Source organism: Kitasatospora sp. NPDC029312, assembly GCF_055569215.1.
Genome location: NZ_JBVHXY010000020.1, coordinates 1 through 14,734 on the forward strand (window position 1 = coordinate 1; position 14,734 = coordinate 14,734).

15 protein-coding genes are annotated in these 14,734 nt (G+C 72.7%); 11 read left to right on the forward strand and 4 right to left on the reverse strand.

Going from position 1 to position 14,734, the window contains the following annotated elements; all coding sequences use genetic code 11:
* Window positions 1-205 precede the first annotated feature (205 nt).
* On the reverse strand, window positions 206-2,428 hold the full coding sequence (locus ACZ4WV_RS18060) for an NADP-dependent isocitrate dehydrogenase (RefSeq protein WP_465747728.1): 2,223 nt from the start codon (window positions 2,426-2,428) through the stop codon (window positions 206-208).
* Between the two features lie 470 nt (window positions 2,429-2,898).
* Between ACZ4WV_RS18060 and ACZ4WV_RS18065 the strand changes: the two genes are divergently transcribed.
* Together ACZ4WV_RS18065 and ACZ4WV_RS18070 are read left to right on the forward strand one after the other, a co-directional pair.
* Window positions 2,899-3,219: an SAV_915 family protein gene (locus ACZ4WV_RS18065; RefSeq protein ID WP_465747730.1), complete on the forward strand. Its 321-nt coding sequence runs from the start codon at window positions 2,899-2,901 to the stop codon at window positions 3,217-3,219.
* Entirely contained in the window at window positions 3,216-3,560 is a 345-nt protein-coding gene (locus ACZ4WV_RS18070) for a hypothetical protein (protein WP_465747732.1), read from the forward strand. The genes ACZ4WV_RS18065 and ACZ4WV_RS18070 overlap by 4 nt, the downstream gene beginning before the upstream one ends.
* Window positions 3,561-3,586: 26 nt before the next feature.
* On the opposite strand, the gene ACZ4WV_RS18075 is transcribed toward ACZ4WV_RS18070, so the two are convergent.
* Both ACZ4WV_RS18075 and ACZ4WV_RS18080 read right to left on the reverse strand, forming a co-directional pair.
* Window positions 3,587-3,847 (reverse strand): hypothetical protein, encoded by a 261-nt coding sequence (locus tag ACZ4WV_RS18075; RefSeq protein WP_465747734.1) that lies wholly within the window; start codon window positions 3,845-3,847, stop codon window positions 3,587-3,589.
* Between the two features lie 130 nt (window positions 3,848-3,977).
* Window positions 3,978-4,832 (reverse strand): EamA family transporter, encoded by an 855-nt coding sequence (locus tag ACZ4WV_RS18080; RefSeq protein WP_465747736.1) that lies wholly within the window; start codon window positions 4,830-4,832, stop codon window positions 3,978-3,980.
* A gap of 253 nt (window positions 4,833-5,085) precedes the next feature.
* Here ACZ4WV_RS18080 and ACZ4WV_RS18085 point away from each other — a divergent pair, with 253 nt between their 5' ends.
* Window positions 5,086-5,295, forward strand: a complete 210-nt coding sequence (locus ACZ4WV_RS18085; protein ID WP_465747738.1) for a hypothetical protein — start codon at window positions 5,086-5,088, stop codon at window positions 5,293-5,295.
* Window positions 5,296-5,615: 320 nt separating this feature from the next.
* Window positions 5,616-7,274: an APC family permease gene (locus ACZ4WV_RS18090; RefSeq protein ID WP_465747740.1), complete on the forward strand. Its 1,659-nt coding sequence runs from the start codon at window positions 5,616-5,618 to the stop codon at window positions 7,272-7,274.
* A gap of 126 nt (window positions 7,275-7,400) precedes the next feature.
* Here ACZ4WV_RS18090 and ACZ4WV_RS18095 read toward each other — a convergent pair whose 3' ends face one another.
* Window positions 7,401-9,026: an FAD-dependent oxidoreductase gene (locus ACZ4WV_RS18095; protein ID WP_465747742.1), complete on the reverse strand. Its 1,626-nt coding sequence runs from the start codon at window positions 9,024-9,026 to the stop codon at window positions 7,401-7,403.
* A gap of 307 nt (window positions 9,027-9,333) precedes the next feature.
* Between ACZ4WV_RS18095 and ACZ4WV_RS18100 the strand changes: the two genes are divergently transcribed.
* From ACZ4WV_RS18100 to ACZ4WV_RS18130, 7 genes are all read left to right on the forward strand, one after another.
* Complete coding sequence (locus tag ACZ4WV_RS18100) at window positions 9,334-10,500, forward strand: SchA/CurD-like domain-containing protein (protein WP_465747744.1); 1,167 nt, start codon at window positions 9,334-9,336, stop codon at window positions 10,498-10,500.
* Window positions 10,501-10,531: 31 nt separating this feature from the next.
* Window positions 10,532-10,957 (forward strand): cupin domain-containing protein, encoded by a 426-nt coding sequence (locus ACZ4WV_RS18105; protein ID WP_465747746.1) that lies wholly within the window; start codon window positions 10,532-10,534, stop codon window positions 10,955-10,957.
* The gene (locus ACZ4WV_RS18110; RefSeq protein ID WP_465747748.1) at window positions 10,954-12,210 is read left to right on the forward strand and encodes a beta-ketoacyl-[acyl-carrier-protein] synthase family protein; all 1,257 of its coding nucleotides are present in this window, start codon (window positions 10,954-10,956) and stop codon (window positions 12,208-12,210) included. Before ACZ4WV_RS18105 ends, ACZ4WV_RS18110 begins: the two co-directional genes overlap by 4 nt.
* Before the next feature lie 5 nt (window positions 12,211-12,215).
* Window positions 12,216-13,457, forward strand: a complete 1,242-nt coding sequence (locus ACZ4WV_RS18115; protein WP_465747750.1) for a beta-ketoacyl synthase N-terminal-like domain-containing protein — start codon at window positions 12,216-12,218, stop codon at window positions 13,455-13,457.
* Window positions 13,458-13,540: 83 nt separating this feature from the next.
* Entirely contained in the window at window positions 13,541-13,801 is a 261-nt protein-coding gene (locus tag ACZ4WV_RS18120) for an acyl carrier protein (RefSeq protein WP_465747752.1), read from the forward strand.
* Between the two features lies 1 nt (window position 13,802).
* Entirely contained in the window at window positions 13,803-14,258 is a 456-nt protein-coding gene (locus ACZ4WV_RS18125; protein WP_465747754.1) for an SRPBCC family protein, read from the forward strand.
* Window positions 14,255-14,584 (forward strand): TcmI family type II polyketide cyclase, encoded by a 330-nt coding sequence (locus tag ACZ4WV_RS18130; RefSeq protein WP_465747756.1) that lies wholly within the window; start codon window positions 14,255-14,257, stop codon window positions 14,582-14,584. The genes ACZ4WV_RS18125 and ACZ4WV_RS18130 overlap by 4 nt, the downstream gene beginning before the upstream one ends.
* Window positions 14,585-14,734 lie beyond the last annotated feature (150 nt).

Consider the following 14,734-nt stretch of genomic DNA (forward strand, 5'->3'; position numbering starts at 1 on the left):
GGCTGCGTCTGCCGTTTTCTCTTGCCCTTCGCGCCGTTTGGGCCCCTTGCGCGGGTGCTTCACACCACCGCCACCCCCCCCCCCCTGCCGACCGCCCCCGGGCGGGTGTTGGGGTTCGGCGGACAGGGGGGTGGGGCGGAGGAAGGGGGGCCCCCGGTCCGCGGGTGCGGCCGGGGGGCCTCCCGGTGCTTCAGCCCGGCTGTGGTCAGCCGAGGTTGGCGAGCGCCTCGTTGAAGGTCTTGGACGGACGCATCACGGCGGCGGCCTTGGCCGGGTCCGGCTGGTAGTAGCCGCCGAGGTCGACCGGCGAGCCCTGGACGGCGATCAGCTCGTCCACGATGGCCTGCTCCTGCTCGGTCAGCGTCTTGGCCAGGCCGTCGAAGGCCTTGGCCAGCTCGGCGTCGGCGGTCTGCTTGGCCAGCTCCTGGGCCCAGTACATGGCCAGGTAGAAGTGGCTGCCGCGGTTGTCGATGCCGCCGAGGCGGCGGCTCGGCGACTTGTCCTCGTTGAGGAAGGTGCCGGTGGCGCGGTCCAGGGTGTCGGCCAGCACCTTGGCGCGGGCGTTGCCGGTGCTGGTGGCCAGGTGCTCGAAGCTGGCGGCCAGCGCGAAGAACTCGCCCAGGCTGTCCCAGCGCAGGTAGTTCTCCTTGACCAGCTGCTGGACGTGCTTCGGGGCGGAGCCGCCGGCGCCGGTCTCGAACAGGCCGCCGCCCGCCATCAGCGGGACGACCGACAGCATCTTGGCGCTGGTGCCCAGCTCCAGGATCGGGAACAGGTCGGTCAGGTAGTCACGCAGCACGTTGCCGGTCACCGAGATGGTGTTCTCGCCGCGGCGGATGCGCTCCAGCGAAAACTTGGTGGCCTCGACCGGGGACATGATCTCGATCTGCAGGCCGGTGGTGTCGTGCTGCGCCAGGTAGGTCTTGACCTTCTCGATCAGCACGGCGTCGTGGGCGCGGGTCTCGTCCAGCCAGAACACCGCCGGGTCGCCGGTGGCGCGGGCGCGGGTGACGGCCAGCTTGACCCAGTCCTGGATCGGCAGGTCCTTGGTCTGGCAGGCGCGGAAGATGTCGCCCGGCTGGACGGCCTGCTCCAGCACCACGTTGCCCTCGGCGTCGACCAGGCGGACGGTGCCGGCGGCCTCGATCTCGAAGGTCTTGTCGTGGGAGCCGTACTCCTCGGCCTTCTGGGCCATCAGGCCGACGTTCGGCACCGAGCCGATGGTGGCCGGGTCCAGGGCGCCGTTGGCGCGGCAGTCGTCGATGACGGCCTGGTACACGCCGGAGTAGCTGCTGTCGGGCAGCACGGCGAGGGTGTCGGCCTCCTGGCCGTCCGGGCCCCACATGTGGCCGGAGGTGCGGATCATGGCCGGCATCGAGGCGTCGACGATGACGTCGCTCGGCACGTGCAGGTTGGTGATGCCCTTGTCCGAGTCGACCATGGCCAGCGCCGGGCCCTCGGCGAGCTCGGCCTCGAAGGAGGCCTTGATCTCGGCACCCAGGTGCGGCACGTTGTCCAGGCCGGCCAGGATGCCGCCGAGGCCGTTGTTCGGGTTCAGACCGGCGGCGACCAGCGCCTCGCCGTACTTGGCGAAGGTCTTCGGGAAGAAGGCGCGGACCACGTGGCCGAAGACGATCGGGTCGGAGACCTTCATCATGGTGGCCTTGAGGTGCACCGAGAACAGCACGCCCTCGGCCTTGGCGCGGGCGACCTGGGCGGCCAGGAACTCGTTCAGGGCGGCGGCGCGCATCACCGAGGCGTCGACGACCTCGCCGGCCAGCACCGGGACCTTCTCGCGCAGCACGGTGGTGGTGCCGTCCTCGCCGAGCAGCTCGATGCGCAGGGCGCCGTCGGCGGCGATCACGGTGGACTTCTCGGTCGAGCGGAAGTCGTTCACGCCCATGGTGGCGACGTTGGTCTTGGACTCCGGGGACCACGCGCCCATGCGGTGCGGGTGGGTCTTGGCGTAGTTCTTGACCGACTGCGGGGCGCGGCGGTCCGAGTTGCCCTCGCGCAGGACCGGGTTGACGGCGCTGCCCTTGACCTTGTCGTAGCGGGCGCGGACGTCCTTGTCCTCGTCGGTCCGCGGGTCGTCCGGGTAGTCCGGCAGGGCGTAGCCCTGGGCCTGCAGCTCGGCGATGGCGGCCTTCAGCTGCGGCACGGAGGCCGAGATGTTCGGCAGCTTGATGATGTTGGCGCTCGGGGTCTTGGCGAGCTCGCCGAGCTCGGCCAGGGCGTCGCCGATCCGCTGGGCCTCGGTCAGACGCTCCGGGAAGCTGGCGATGATGCGCCCGGCCAGGGAGATGTCACGGGTCTCCACCCGCACACCCGCCGTCGAGGCGTACGCCTGAACCACCGGCAGGAACGAGTAGGTCGCCAGGGCCGGAGCCTCGTCGGTGTGCGTATAGATGATGGTCGAGTCAGTCATCGGTACTCCGCTTCACGTCTCCAACGTCTTGACGTCAAGATATCTCGTCCCGGGCCCCTCGCTCCACCGCCCCCCGGGCCGGAGCGCGCGCCGGTCGGTTCCGGGGGCGCTCCGGCGGTCGTCACGGCGGTCGTGCCGGCCATTGTCACGGCAGTCGTCACGCCGGTCGTCACAGCGGTCGACTCCACCGTGGTCCGCCACGGGACGGGAGGCAAGCGGAGCGCTTACGGCCCGTCCCGATCAGGCGTCGGTCGGGCAGTGTTCGGGTCGCCGTCGAGCAGTGTTCGGCCGATCGCGGGGCTGTCGTAGTCCCATCGGGTGAGTCGGGTGTCAGGAGTGCGTCAACGCGCCACCCCATTCGGTCAACGCCGCGTCAGGATCGGCGACGCTCTGCCCGTACCCGGCCTAGCGTCGAGGAAGCAGTTCCGGCAGGCACCACCACCCACCCGCACCCACCCGGGAGCATCCGAATGGCCCGCGTCGTCTGGCACGTTCCGGTCACCGCCACCCCCAGCCCCACCACCGGCACCGGGGGCACCGCCGTCCTCCGGCTGTTCCGCCTGCGCGACGGCCGCCGCTGCGCGGTCGGCTTCTCCAGCCCCGAGGCCCTCGCCGCCCTGCTGGGCCCGGACCAGGCCTACGCCGAGATCGGCGAGCCCGCCCTGCGCAGCCTGACCGCCCCGCTCGGGGTGCACACCCTGGTGCTGGACCCCCGGCTGGTCGCCCCGCCCGTCGTCACCCCGGCCGCGGCGCCCGCCCCGGCCCCCGCCGTACAGCTCCAGCACCGGTGACGGCCCCGCTCGCACTGGTCCCGGCCGGGCTCGAAGCCGCGCCGGGCCTGCCCGGGCAGGCCCGCGAGCTGCACGCGATCGCCCGGGTCAGCCACGGGCCCGTCCCGCTCGACTTCGACCGGCTGGCGACCGAGTTCCCGGCCGTCCGGAGCGGGCTGGCCCTCGCCGGGGACGCCGACCTGGAGCTCCGTCTGGCCTGCACCGGCCCGGAGGAGTTACGGGCGGTCGCCGCCGCGCTCCAGCGGGCGGGCGCCGCCAAGGTGCGGATCGACCTGGTGCTGCGGACGCTGACCCCCCGGCCCGCGGCTCCTCAGCCCGTCACGCTGCGGCCGGTGCCGTGATCGGCGGCTCCGGAGGGCCGCGGTCCTCAGTCCTCCTGGCCGGGGCGCGGATCGGGGTTGACCGCCTGGCTGTCGATGGGGGCTCCCCACGCGTCCTCGCCACTCGCGTCGACGCAGTAGCCGCTGCCCTCGACGTGTCCTCCCGCGGCCCGGCACTGCTCGGCGGTGACGTCGCGCCTGCCGCCGGCCGCCGCGGAGGCGGGGGCGCGGGGGGCGACGGCGCCGGAGGCGAGGAGGACAGCGGTCGTGGCGGTGACGGCCACCCGGGCCGGGAGCGAGGGGTTCATGCGGCCCACGACAGCACGGCGGCGTGCCCCCGGCGACCACAGCTGGTCCGCCCGGGTGCACGCCGCCGTTCCTCACCGATCGCCGCTGGTCACCTCGCTGCCCGTCGCTTCGCCGCTGTTCGCTCCACCGCTACGCCCGCGCCAGCGCCGCGATCGCGGCCAGCAGCAACGCCGAGCCGGCCAGCAGGCCCGCGGTGAGCGGCTCGCCGAGGAACAGCACGCCGATCAGCGCGGCCGTGGCCGGCTCCAGCAGCACCAGCACCGAGGCCGTCGCGCCCGGCACGGCGGTGAGCCCGGTGAAGTACCAGCGGTAGGCGAGCAGGCTCGGCACCGTCCCGAGGAAGAGCAGTGAGACTCCGGTGAGGGCCGGCTCCCCGGCCGTGGGCAGCACACCCTGCACGGCCGCGAAAGGCAGCAGGCAGAGCAGCCCGGTGAGGAAGGCGCCGGTACCGGCGGTCGCCGAACCGCCGCCGCGTGCCCACAGGGTCAGCCCGCTCTGGCCGGCGCCGGCCAGCACCGCCAGGGCGACGCCCAGGGCGGGGCGCGGCCCGGCGGCCGGGGCGGCGACCAGCAGGGCCAGCCCGCCGAGGGCGAGCAGCACGGCGGCCGCCGCCCGCCGGGTCAGGCGTTCGCCGAGCAGCGCATGGGCGCCGACGCTGGTGAGCACCGGGCCGGCGCCGATGGTGATCAGGGTGCCCAGGCCGAGGCCCGCATACTGCACCGAGCCGAAGTAGGCGCACTGGCTGACGGCCAGGCCGAGCCCGGTCACTACGGCGGCGCGGCGCCGGGTGCTCGCACCGCCGGCGGGCAGCAGCGCCAGGCACAGCGCGGCGACGCCGAAGCGCCAGCAGGACACGGCCACCGGCCCGAGCCCGCTGGTGCGCAGCAGTAGCGCCGCCACGGCGCCGCCCGCGCCCCAGGCGACGGCGGCGGCCGAGATGGACAACAGGCCGCGCCGGAAGGGCACGGCGGTGTAGGAGGTCATGCGTCGGTACTCCACGATGGGTTGCCGGTCAGGGTCCGCGGGGTACGCGGGCGGCAGCCATCGCCCCGGTGGCGGCGGGCCTTCCCGCCGGGGCCGGGGTGCTCGGGGTTCGCCGCCCGCTAGCGGACCGGCGGCGGGAGGATCACGAAGCGCACGGCAGCCAGCGTACGCGGGCCGGTCGGCGATTTCCTGGGGACGGCCGGACGCACTACCGTCGGCCCGACGGTCCGCACCCGAGCCGAAGGAGCCGACGATGCAGCAGCTGACGTACGACGAGGCCGAGGCCGCCGGGCGGCGGGCTGTTCGCCGGGGTGGCGGTCGCGGCCCGGGAGCACGGGGTGCGGGTGGGGCGGTGGAGCCCGCCGGCAGCCGGGCGCTGAACGCGGCACTCGCGGCGGGCCGCCCGGCGGACGTCCCGATCGGCTCGGGCGCCAATACCGACCCGTCGGACCCGGTGGATTGACGTCCGGTCAGGCTTTCACCGAGCACCGACAGGGAGCGCCGACGGCATGACCATGCACTGCGCGTCATTTTTATGAATTACCGAGGGTCACCATATTGCCGGACGCAAACGCCAAGCTCAATTCGAGCTCAGATGCTGGACCTACCCGCAAGTAACGTAACAGACAACTGAACAGAATGCCTCCTACCTGCACGGATATCCGGCAAAGAAAGTAAACATTCAGTAATGAAATCTGTGCAGAGCTCTATGAATAGCCCTACTGTGTGGCAACTCTCCGCGCTCCATCCACCTCGGAGCCCCCACACACAGAGAGATCGCCCATGGCTTCCCTCAACCAGATCTCGCCGCCCGGTCAGAGCACCGGCACCGACGGGACGACCCACCGGTCGCTCAAGCGGCACGTCGGCCTCGTCGGCCTCATGTGGGCCTCGGTCGGCTCGATCATCGGATCCGGCTGGCTCTACGGCGCGAAGAACGGTGTCGTCGCCGCCGGACCGGCGGCCGTCATCTCCTGGGGCATCGGCGCGATAGCGATCGTGCTGCTGGCACTGGTGCACGCCGAGCTCGGCGGGCTCTTCCCGGTCGCCGGCGGCACCGCGCGCTACCCGCACTACGCCTTCGGCGGCCTGGCCGGCATGTCCTTCGGCTGGTTCTCCTGGCTGCAGGCAGCCACCGTGGCACCGATCGAGGTCGAGGCCATGATCGGCTACGCCAAGGACATGCCGTGGGCCAGCGGCCTGCAGAACGCCAACGGCACCCTCACCACCAGCGGGTTCATCGTCGCGACCCTGCTGATGGCGGTGTTCGTCGCGGTCAATTTCCTGGGCGTGAAGGCCCTGGCCCGCACCAACACGATCACCACCTGGCTGAAGATCTTCGTTCCTCTGTTCACGATCTTCATGCTGGCGCTCACCAGCTTCCACGGCTCCAACTTCACCTCGCACGGCTTCGCGCCCTTCGGCGCCAAGGGCGTGCTCACGGCGATCAGCACCAGCGGCATCATCTTCGCCCTGCTCGGCTTCGAGCAGGCCATCCAGATCGCCGGTGAGAGCCGCAACCCCCGCCGCGACATCCCCCGCGCGGTGCTCGGCTCGGTCGCCATCGGCACCCTGATCTACACCCTGCTCCAGGTGGTCTTCATCGGCGCGCTGCCGGTCAGCGCCTTCGCCAACGGCTGGGACAAGCTCGACTTCCCCGGCATCGACGGCCCCTTCGCCGGTCTGGCCACCCTGGTCGGCCTCGGCTGGCTGGCCGTGGTGCTGAAGGCCGACGCGGTGATCTCCCCCGGCGGCACCGGGCTGATCTACACCACCTCCACCTCGCGCATCTCCTACGGCCTGAGCCGCAACGGCTACGCCCCGCAGAAGTTCGAGCAGCTGGACAGGAACGGCGTGCCGTGGGCCGGGCTGATCCTGTCCTTCGTCACCGGTGTGGTCTGCTTCCTGCCCTTCCCCAGCTGGCAGGAGCTGGTCGGCTTCATCACCTCCGCCAGCGTGCTGATGTACGCCGGCGCCCCGCTGGCCTTCGGCGCCCTGCGCCGCCGCCTGCCCGACCGCGAGCGCTCCTACCGGCTGCCGCTCGGCGGCGTGGTCTCCCCGGCCGCCTTCGTGGTCTCCAGCCTGATCATCTACTGGTCCGGCTGGCACACCCTGTCCCGCCTGGGCATCGCGATCGTGCTCGGCTACATGCTGCTCGGCGGCTACGCCGCCTACGCGATCAAGAAGGGCCTGGGGAACGCCCCGCGGCTCAACTGGAAGGCCGCCCAGTGGCTGCCGGTCTACCTGCTGGGCCTCGGCCTGATCTCCTGGCAGGGCGGCTTCGGCGACGGCACCGGCCGGATCCCGCTGTGGTACGACATGGCGCTCGTCGCGGTGTTCTCGCTGGTCATCTACTACTGGGCGATCCGGGTCGCGCTGCCGGCCGAGGACATCGAGCGGGAGGTCGCGGACGTCGAGGTGATCGACGCGGGCGGCCACTGACCACCGACAGCCGAAGGACGGGCCCGCCGGTCGCTGTGTCGACCGGCGGGCCCGTCCGCGTGCGGCCGCACGGCGGTCGCGGCCCTGGATGTCGTGGTTTCGTCGTGGTTGCAGAGACGTCGGGCTTCAGAGATCCAGCACCGCCCGCAGCACCGCCTCGACCCCGGCCTCCGCGTCGTCGACCGGTCCGGGCGAGCGCCAGGCGACGAAGCCGTCGGGGCGCACCAGCACCGCGCCGTCCGGGCCGATGCCGTGCAGGGCGGCGAAGTCCGCGCCCGGCTCCGGGGCCAGGTCGTCCTCGGCGCCGTCGCCGATCCGGTAGGCGTCCAGCGGGACGGCCAGCCGGTCGGCCGCCCGCCGGGCGCCCTGCTGCCAGGCCGAGCCGGCGGGGCCGGTGAGCAGCACCATCGCCTGCTCGTACAGGTCCAGCGTGGACAGCCGCACGCCCGCGCGCAGCAGCCACTGGTGCGGGGCCCGGCTGCCCGGCTCGCCGGCCGACTCGAACTTCTCCGGGACGACCGGACCCCCCGGGTCCGTGCCGAGCACCGCGCCCTGCGGGTAGCGGTAGCCGAGCGCCACCGCCAGGACCCCGGCCTGGCGGCCGACGCCCGGGACCACCGCGTAGCCGGGGTGGCTGTGCTCCGCGGAGCGGGCCGAGGCCCGCTCGCTGGTCACCTGGGCGACGGGGCGACGCTCCTGCCCGTAGGTCTCCAGCAGGCCGGGCCCCGCCCAGCCGCACAGCACGGCGGCGAGCTTCCAGGCCAGGTTGTGGGCGTCCTGGATGCCGGTGTTGGAGCCGAAGGCGCCGGTCGGGGACATCTCGTGGGCGGAGTCCCCGGCGAGGAAGACCCGCCCGGCGCCGTACCGCTCGGCGACGCGCTCGGCGGCGTGCCAGGGCGCCTTGCCCGTCACCTCGACGTCCAGCTCCGGCAGGCCGACGGCGGCGCGGATGTGGCGCTCGCAGCGCTCGTCGGTGAAGGCCTCCAGCGGCTCGCCGTGCTCCGGGTGCCAGGGCGCGTGGAAGACCCACTCCGTCTGGTTGTCCACCGGCAGCAGCGCGCCGTCCGCCTCCGGGTTGGTCAGGTAGCAGGCGATGAAGTGCCGGTCGCCGACCACCTCGGCCAGCCGCTTGGCGCGGAAGGTGATGCTGACGTTGTGGAACAGCTCGCCCTTGCCGGTCTGGCCGATGCCCAGCCGCTCGCGGACCGGGCTGCGCGGGCCGTCCGCCGCGATCAGGTACTCGGAGCGCACCACCCGCTCCTCGCCGGTCTCCCGGCTGCGCAGCAGTGAGGTCACGCCGTCGGCGTCCTGCTCGAAGGAGATCAGCTCGGTGCTGAACCGCAGGTCGCCGCCGAGCTCGCGGGCCGCCCGCAGCAGCACCGGCTCCAGGTCGTTCTGGCTGCACAGGCACCACGAGCTGGGGCTGAACCGGGCCAGCTTCCCGCCCGGGTCGATCTCCCGGAACAGCCACTCCTGCTCCGCGCCCGTCAGCGAGGGCGCCTGGAGGATGCCGTGGTTGGGCGCCAGCACCGAGGCCGCCTCGCGGATCGCCGGCTCGACCCCGGCTCCGCGGTACAGCTCCATCGTGCGGACGTTGTTGCCTCGCCCGCGCGGGTGATGCGAGGTGTCTGCGTGCTTCTCGACGAGCAGGTGCCCGACACCCAGCCGGCCGAGGAACAGCGAGGCCGACAATCCGACCAGGGAGCCGCCCACGATCAGCACCGGCACCCGGTCGTCAACCTTCGGATTCATCAATTGCTCCACCCTGTAAGGGGATTCCGCGGCCCGGAGACTGAACTCGGCCGCCCTCGACGGGCCCGCTCAGCCGGGGGCCCCGCTCTTCCATCCCCCGCCCGAGGGCCGCTGTGCGGCCGCTTCGCCCGGATGGCCCGCAAATCTCGCGCCGCGCCCGCTCGGCCGCTCACGATCGACCTCAGGCCTGGCGCCGACTGCCCGGGCCGACCGCCACCGCACCTCATCTCCGTCCCCCAGGCCAGGAGCACCCGCCGGACGCGGCCGACACGGGCCGCCGCGTGCGGCCCAGAGCAGAAAGTGGATCATGACAACTCTGTCCGAAGCGCAGCCGAAGCAGCACGATGAGTCCGACACCCGACTGAGGGTGGTGCTGATGCTGGAGATCCAGGACGGCGCCCAGCAGCGTTTCCTCGACGTCTACGAGAAGCTGCGGCACGAGGTCGCCTCGGTGCCCGGCCACGTCAGCGACCAGTTGTGCCAGTCGATCAACGACCCCCGTCAGTGGCTGATCACCAGCGAGTGGACGGACCAGGAGACCTTCCTGCGGTGGGTGGACAGCCCGGCGCACCGGGAGATGGTCAAGCCCATGCACGGCTGCGTCAGCGACAACTTCCGCTCGCTGCGCTACGCCGTCCTGCGCGAGACCTCGGCGGCCGGCTCCACGGGCACCCGGGCCCCCATGGAGGTCCCGCCCGGCCTGCCGCGCAGCGAGCCCGCCGGGCACGTCGGCCCGCCGAAGGCCGCGCCGGGGCCGGACGGCGTCATCCGCCACGCGCTGACCTTCACGGTCAAGCCCGGCACCGAGGCCGAGGTGGCCCGGATCCTGTCCGGCTACGCCTCGCCCAAGGCCGAGGTGGACGAGCACACCCGGCTGCGCCGCACCTCGCTGTTCATGCACGGCAACCGGGTCGTCAGGGCCGTCGAGGTGGAGGGCGACCTGGGCGACGCGCTGCGCCACGTGGCGATGCAGCCCGAGGTGCGGGCCGTCGAGGAGGAGATCAACCCGTACCTGGAGGAGGCCCGCCAGCTGGGTGACCCGATGGCCGCCCGCGCCTTCTTCGCCAAGGCGGCGCTGCCCGCCAAGCACCAGGCCATCGCCAGCGCGCCGGTCTCCGGGCGGCTGCACCGGCACGCGGTGCTGTACCCGGTCCGCCCGGGCCAGGGGCAGGCCGTCGCCGAGCTGCTCTTCGACCACGACAACCTCGCCACCGCCGACCCGACCGGCCCGGTCGCGGCGGCCACCGTCTTCCAGCGCGAGGACACCGTGGTGCGCCTGGTCGACCTGCGGGTGCCGGCCGAGGCCGAGCCGGCCGCCGCGCTCGGCGTGGCCGGCGACCGGGAGGCCGCCGAGCTGGCCCGGCTGCTGGACCTCGGTCCGCAGGGCGACCTGCGCACCGTCGCGGGCCTGAGCGCCTTCCTCGCCGCCCGCGCCATGAGCCCGGTCACCGACCGCAGCTCCGCCGACGCCTGACGTCCAGCCGACTCACGTAAGGGAACGCACCATGACCACGCAGTATCCACCGATCGTCAACGTCGACGAGGCTCCGGAGAACCGGCGCCACGGCGCCGAACTGCGCACCATGCTCACCCCGACCAGCTGCGGGTCGACCAGCGGCTTCATGGGCCTGGCGATCGTCAAGCCCGGCGAGCGGATCAACGAGCACTACCACCCGTACTCCGAGGAGTTCGTGTTCGTCGTCTGCGGCGAGCTGGAGGTGGACCTGGACGGCGAGACCCGGCCGCTCAAGGCCGACCAGGGCCTGATGATCCCGATCAACATGCGGCACCGCTTCCGCAACGTCGGTGACACCGAGGCCCGGATGGTCTTCCACTGCGGCCCGCTCGCCCCGCGCCCCGACCTCGGCCACGTCAGCACCGAGGAGTCCGCCGCCTCCGGGCCGCCGGAACACGCCAAGGTGGTCTCGTGACACGGCGCGTCGCCGTCACGGGGATCGGTGTGGTCGCGCCCGGAGGGATCGGGATCCCCGCCTTCTGGGACCTCCTGACGGCCGGCCGCACCGCCACCCGGGGCATCACCCTCTTCGACCCGGCCGGGTTCCGCTCCCGGATCGCCGCCGAGTGCGACTTCGACCCGGCGGCCCACGGGCTGAGCCCGGAGGACGTCCGCCGGGCCGACCGCTACGTGCAGTTCGCGATGGTCGCGGCCGACGAGGCGATCGCCGACGCCGGCCTGGACCTGGCCGCCGAGGACCCGTGGCGGATCTCCGTCTCGCTCGGCACCGCCGTCGGCGGCACCACCCGGCTGGAACACGACTACGCCCTGGTCAGCGCCGCCGGCGCGCGCTGGGACGTGGACCACCGGCAGGCCGAACCGCAGCTGCACCGGGCCTTCGCCCCCAGCACCCTGGCCTCCGCGGTGGCCGAGCGGGTCGGCGCCCACGGCCCGGTGCAGACCGTCTCCACCGGCTGCACCTCCGGCCTCGACGCGATCGGCTACGGCTTCCAGGCCGTCGAGGAGGGACGCGCCGACATCTGCGTGGCCGGCGCCTCCGACTCCCCGATCTCGCCGATCACCGTCGCCTGCTTCGACGCCATCAAGGCCACCAGCGAGCGCAACGACGACCCGGAGCACGCCTCCCGCCCCTTCGACGCCGACCGGGACGGCTTCGTCCTCGGCGAGGGCGGCGCCGTGCTGGTGCTGGAGGAGCTGGAGCACGCCCGCCGCCGCGGCGCCCGGATCTACGGCGAGGTCGGCGGCTTCGCCACCTTCGGCAACGCCTACCACATGACCGGCCTCACCAAGGAGGGGCTGGAGATGTCCCGGGCGATCGACCACGCGCTCGACCACGCCCGGGTCAACAGCACCGACGTCGACTACGTCAACGCGCACGGCTCGGGCACCAAGCAGAACGACCGGCACGAGACCGCCGCGGTCAAGCGCTCGCTGGGCGACCACGCCTTCCGCACGCCGATGAGCTCGATCAAGTCGATGGTCGGGCACTCGCTCGGCGCGATCGGCGCGATCGAGGTGGTCGCCTGCACCCTGGCGCTGGCCCACGGCGTGGTGCCGCCGACCGCCAACTACGAGACTCCCGACCCGGAGTGCGACCTCGACTACGTGCCGCGCACGGCGCGCGAGCTGCCGCTGAGCCACATCCTCTCGGTCGGCAGCGGATTCGGCGGATTCCAGTCCGCCGTCGTGCTCAACAGAACGGGGTGAGTTCCATGACGTCACGTCAGCAGGGCCGCCGGGCGGTGGTCACCGGCCTCGGCGTGGTGGCTCCGAACGGCGTCGGGGCCGACGCCTTCTGGAAGGCCACCAGGCAGGGCGTGAGCGTCCTCGACCGGATATCCCGCGAGGGCTGCACCGAGATGCCGCTCAAGATCGCGGGCGAGGTACGGGACTTCGACCCGACAACGGCGATCGACAACCGCTACATCGTGCAGACCGACCGGTTCACGCACTACGCGATGGCCGCCGCCGACCTGGCGGTGGCGGACGCCGGGTTCCGCCCCGATCCCGCACGGCCCTTCGCGGTCGGCGTGGTGACCGCGGCCGGCTCCGGCGGCGGCGAGTTCGGCCAGCGCGAGCTCCAGCAACTCTGGGGCCAAGGGCCGAAGTTCGTCGGACCGTACCAGTCCATCGCCTGGTTCTACGCGGCCAGCACCGGGCAGATCTCGATCCGCGGCGGCTACAAGGGCCCGTGCGGGGTGGTCGCCAGCGACGAGGCCGGCGGCCTGGACGCCCTCGCGCACGCCGCCCGCACCATCGAGCGCGGCACCGACGCGCTGGTGGTCGGCGCCGCCGAGGCCCCGCTCGCGCCGTACTCCATGGTCTGCCAGCTCGGCTATCCCGAACTGAGCCTGGCCGACCAGCCCGACGCGGCCTACCTGCCGTTCACCGCCCAGGCCTGCGGATTCGCTCCCGCCGAAGGCGGCGCGATGCTCCTGCTGGAGGACGAGCAGACGGCCCGGCGGCGCGGCGCCACCGTCCGGGCGGAGATCGCCGGACACGGCGCCACCTTCACCGGGGCCTCCCGCTGGGAGCAGTCCCGCGAAGGGCTGGCCGCGGCGATCCGGATCGCGCTGGACGAGGCCCGGACGGCGCCCGAGGAGATCGACGTGGTCTTCGCGGACGCGCTCGGCGTCCCCGCCGCCGACCGGGCCGAGGCCCTCGCGCTGGCCGACGCGCTCGGCCCGGCGGCCGAACGCGTCCCGGTCACCGCTCCCAAGACCGGTACCGGGCGGGCCTACTGCGGCGCCCCGATGCTGGACGTGACCGCCGCCGTGCTGGCCATGGAGGACGGCGTGCTGCCCCCCACCCCCAACGTCACCGACAACTGCCACGACCTCGCCCTGGTGACCGGTCGCGCCCGCCCGGCCGAGCTGCGCACCGCGCTGGTGCTCAGCCGCGGGCTGATGGGCTCCAACTCCGCGCTGCTGCTGCGGCGCGGCGAGCGGAGCTGACCCCCGGGCCCGCCATCAGGGTCCGGAACCCCCGTTCCACCTCGTCCCCCGTCCCCCCGTTCTTCCTTCGAAGGGAAACCCCCGTGAGCAACACCCTCAGCTATCCCGAGCTGGCCGACCTGCTCAAGGCCCGGGCCGGCGTCACCGTCGACCCCGACGAGCTGCGACAGCCGACCGCCCAGTTCGAGGAGTTCGGCATCGACTCCCTCGGTCTGCTCGGCGTCGTCGGCGAGTTGGAGAACCGGCACGGCCTCAAGATCACCTCCGGTGCGGAATCCGCCAAGACGCCGGGCGAGTTCATGGAGCTGGTCAACACCTCCCTCGCCACGAAGGCCGGTGCCTGAGATGCCCGGACACACGGACAACGAGATCGTCATCAACGCCCCCCTCGACCTGGTCTGGGAGATGACCAACGACCTGGAGAACTGGCCCGAGCTGTTCAGCGAGTACGCCTCGGTCGAGGTGCTGGAGCGGGACGGCGACCGGGTGCAGTTCCGGCTCACCATGCACCCCGACGAGAACGGCATGGTGTGGAGCTGGGTCTCCGAGCGCACCACCGACAAGCCCTCGCTGTCAGTCAACGCCCGCCGGGTCGAGCCGGGTCCCTTCGAGTTCATGGAGATCCGCTGGGAGTACGCGGAGGTCCCGGCCGGCACCAAGATGCGCTGGATCCAGGACTTCGCGATGAAGCCCACCGCCCCCGTGGACGACGAGGGCATGGTCAACCACATCAACAAGAACTCCCGGATCCAGATGCAGCTGATCCGCGAGAAGATCGAGAAGCGGGCGGCCGAACAATGAGCGAGACCCACCGCGCCCTGATCGTCGCCCGGATGAAGCCCGACGCGGCCCCGGACATCGCCGAGGTGTTCGCCGACTCCGACCGGGGCGAACTGCCGCACCTGATCGGCGTCACCGGCCGCAGCCTCTTCCAGTTCGGCGACGTCTACCTGCACCTGATCGAGGCCGACCGCCCGCCGGGCCCGGCCGTCGCCAAGGTCGTCGGCCACCCGGAGTTCCGGACCGTCAGCGACCGCCTGACCGCCTTCGTCCAGGCCTACGACCCGGCCACCTGGCGCGAGCCGAAGGACGCCATGGCGCGCGAGTTCTACCGCTGGGAGCGCTGAGCTCCCGCTGTCCGTATGGGCCCGGGGCACGGCCGTGTCTGTGGGGTGGGCCACGGCCCGCGCCCCCCCTCACCACCCCCCCTCCCCCCACCCCTCCAGCGGCAAGGCGGGGGACACAACGCACACCCATCTACACGCAACACAAAACCA

Excerpts from the sequence above, each read along its gene's own strand:
- ACZ4WV_RS18125 (WP_465747754.1), top strand. The coding sequence starts at position 13,803 with ATGCCCGGACACACGGACAACGAGATCGTCATCAACGCCCCCCTCGAC.
- ACZ4WV_RS18060 (WP_465747728.1), bottom strand. The coding sequence starts at position 2,428 with ATGACTGACTCGACCATCATCTATACGCACACCGACGAGGCTCCGGCC.
- ACZ4WV_RS18085 (WP_465747738.1), top strand. The coding sequence starts at position 5,086 with ATGCAGCAGCTGACGTACGACGAGGCCGAGGCCGCCGGGCGGCGGGCT.
- ACZ4WV_RS18075 (WP_465747734.1), bottom strand. The coding sequence starts at position 3,847 with ATGAACCCCTCGCTCCCGGCCCGGGTGGCCGTCACCGCCACGACCGCT.
- ACZ4WV_RS18090 (WP_465747740.1), top strand. The coding sequence starts at position 5,616 with ATGGCTTCCCTCAACCAGATCTCGCCGCCCGGTCAGAGCACCGGCACC.
- ACZ4WV_RS18105 (WP_465747746.1), top strand. The coding sequence starts at position 10,532 with ATGACCACGCAGTATCCACCGATCGTCAACGTCGACGAGGCTCCGGAG.
- ACZ4WV_RS18065 (WP_465747730.1), top strand. The coding sequence starts at position 2,899 with ATGGCCCGCGTCGTCTGGCACGTTCCGGTCACCGCCACCCCCAGCCCC.
- ACZ4WV_RS18100 (WP_465747744.1), top strand. The coding sequence starts at position 9,334 with ATGACAACTCTGTCCGAAGCGCAGCCGAAGCAGCACGATGAGTCCGAC.
- ACZ4WV_RS18130 (WP_465747756.1), top strand. The coding sequence starts at position 14,255 with ATGAGCGAGACCCACCGCGCCCTGATCGTCGCCCGGATGAAGCCCGAC.
- ACZ4WV_RS18115 (WP_465747750.1), top strand. The coding sequence starts at position 12,216 with ATGACGTCACGTCAGCAGGGCCGCCGGGCGGTGGTCACCGGCCTCGGC.
- ACZ4WV_RS18095 (WP_465747742.1), bottom strand. The coding sequence starts at position 9,026 with ATGAATCCGAAGGTTGACGACCGGGTGCCGGTGCTGATCGTGGGCGGC.
- ACZ4WV_RS18080 (WP_465747736.1), bottom strand. The coding sequence starts at position 4,832 with ATGACCTCCTACACCGCCGTGCCCTTCCGGCGCGGCCTGTTGTCCATC.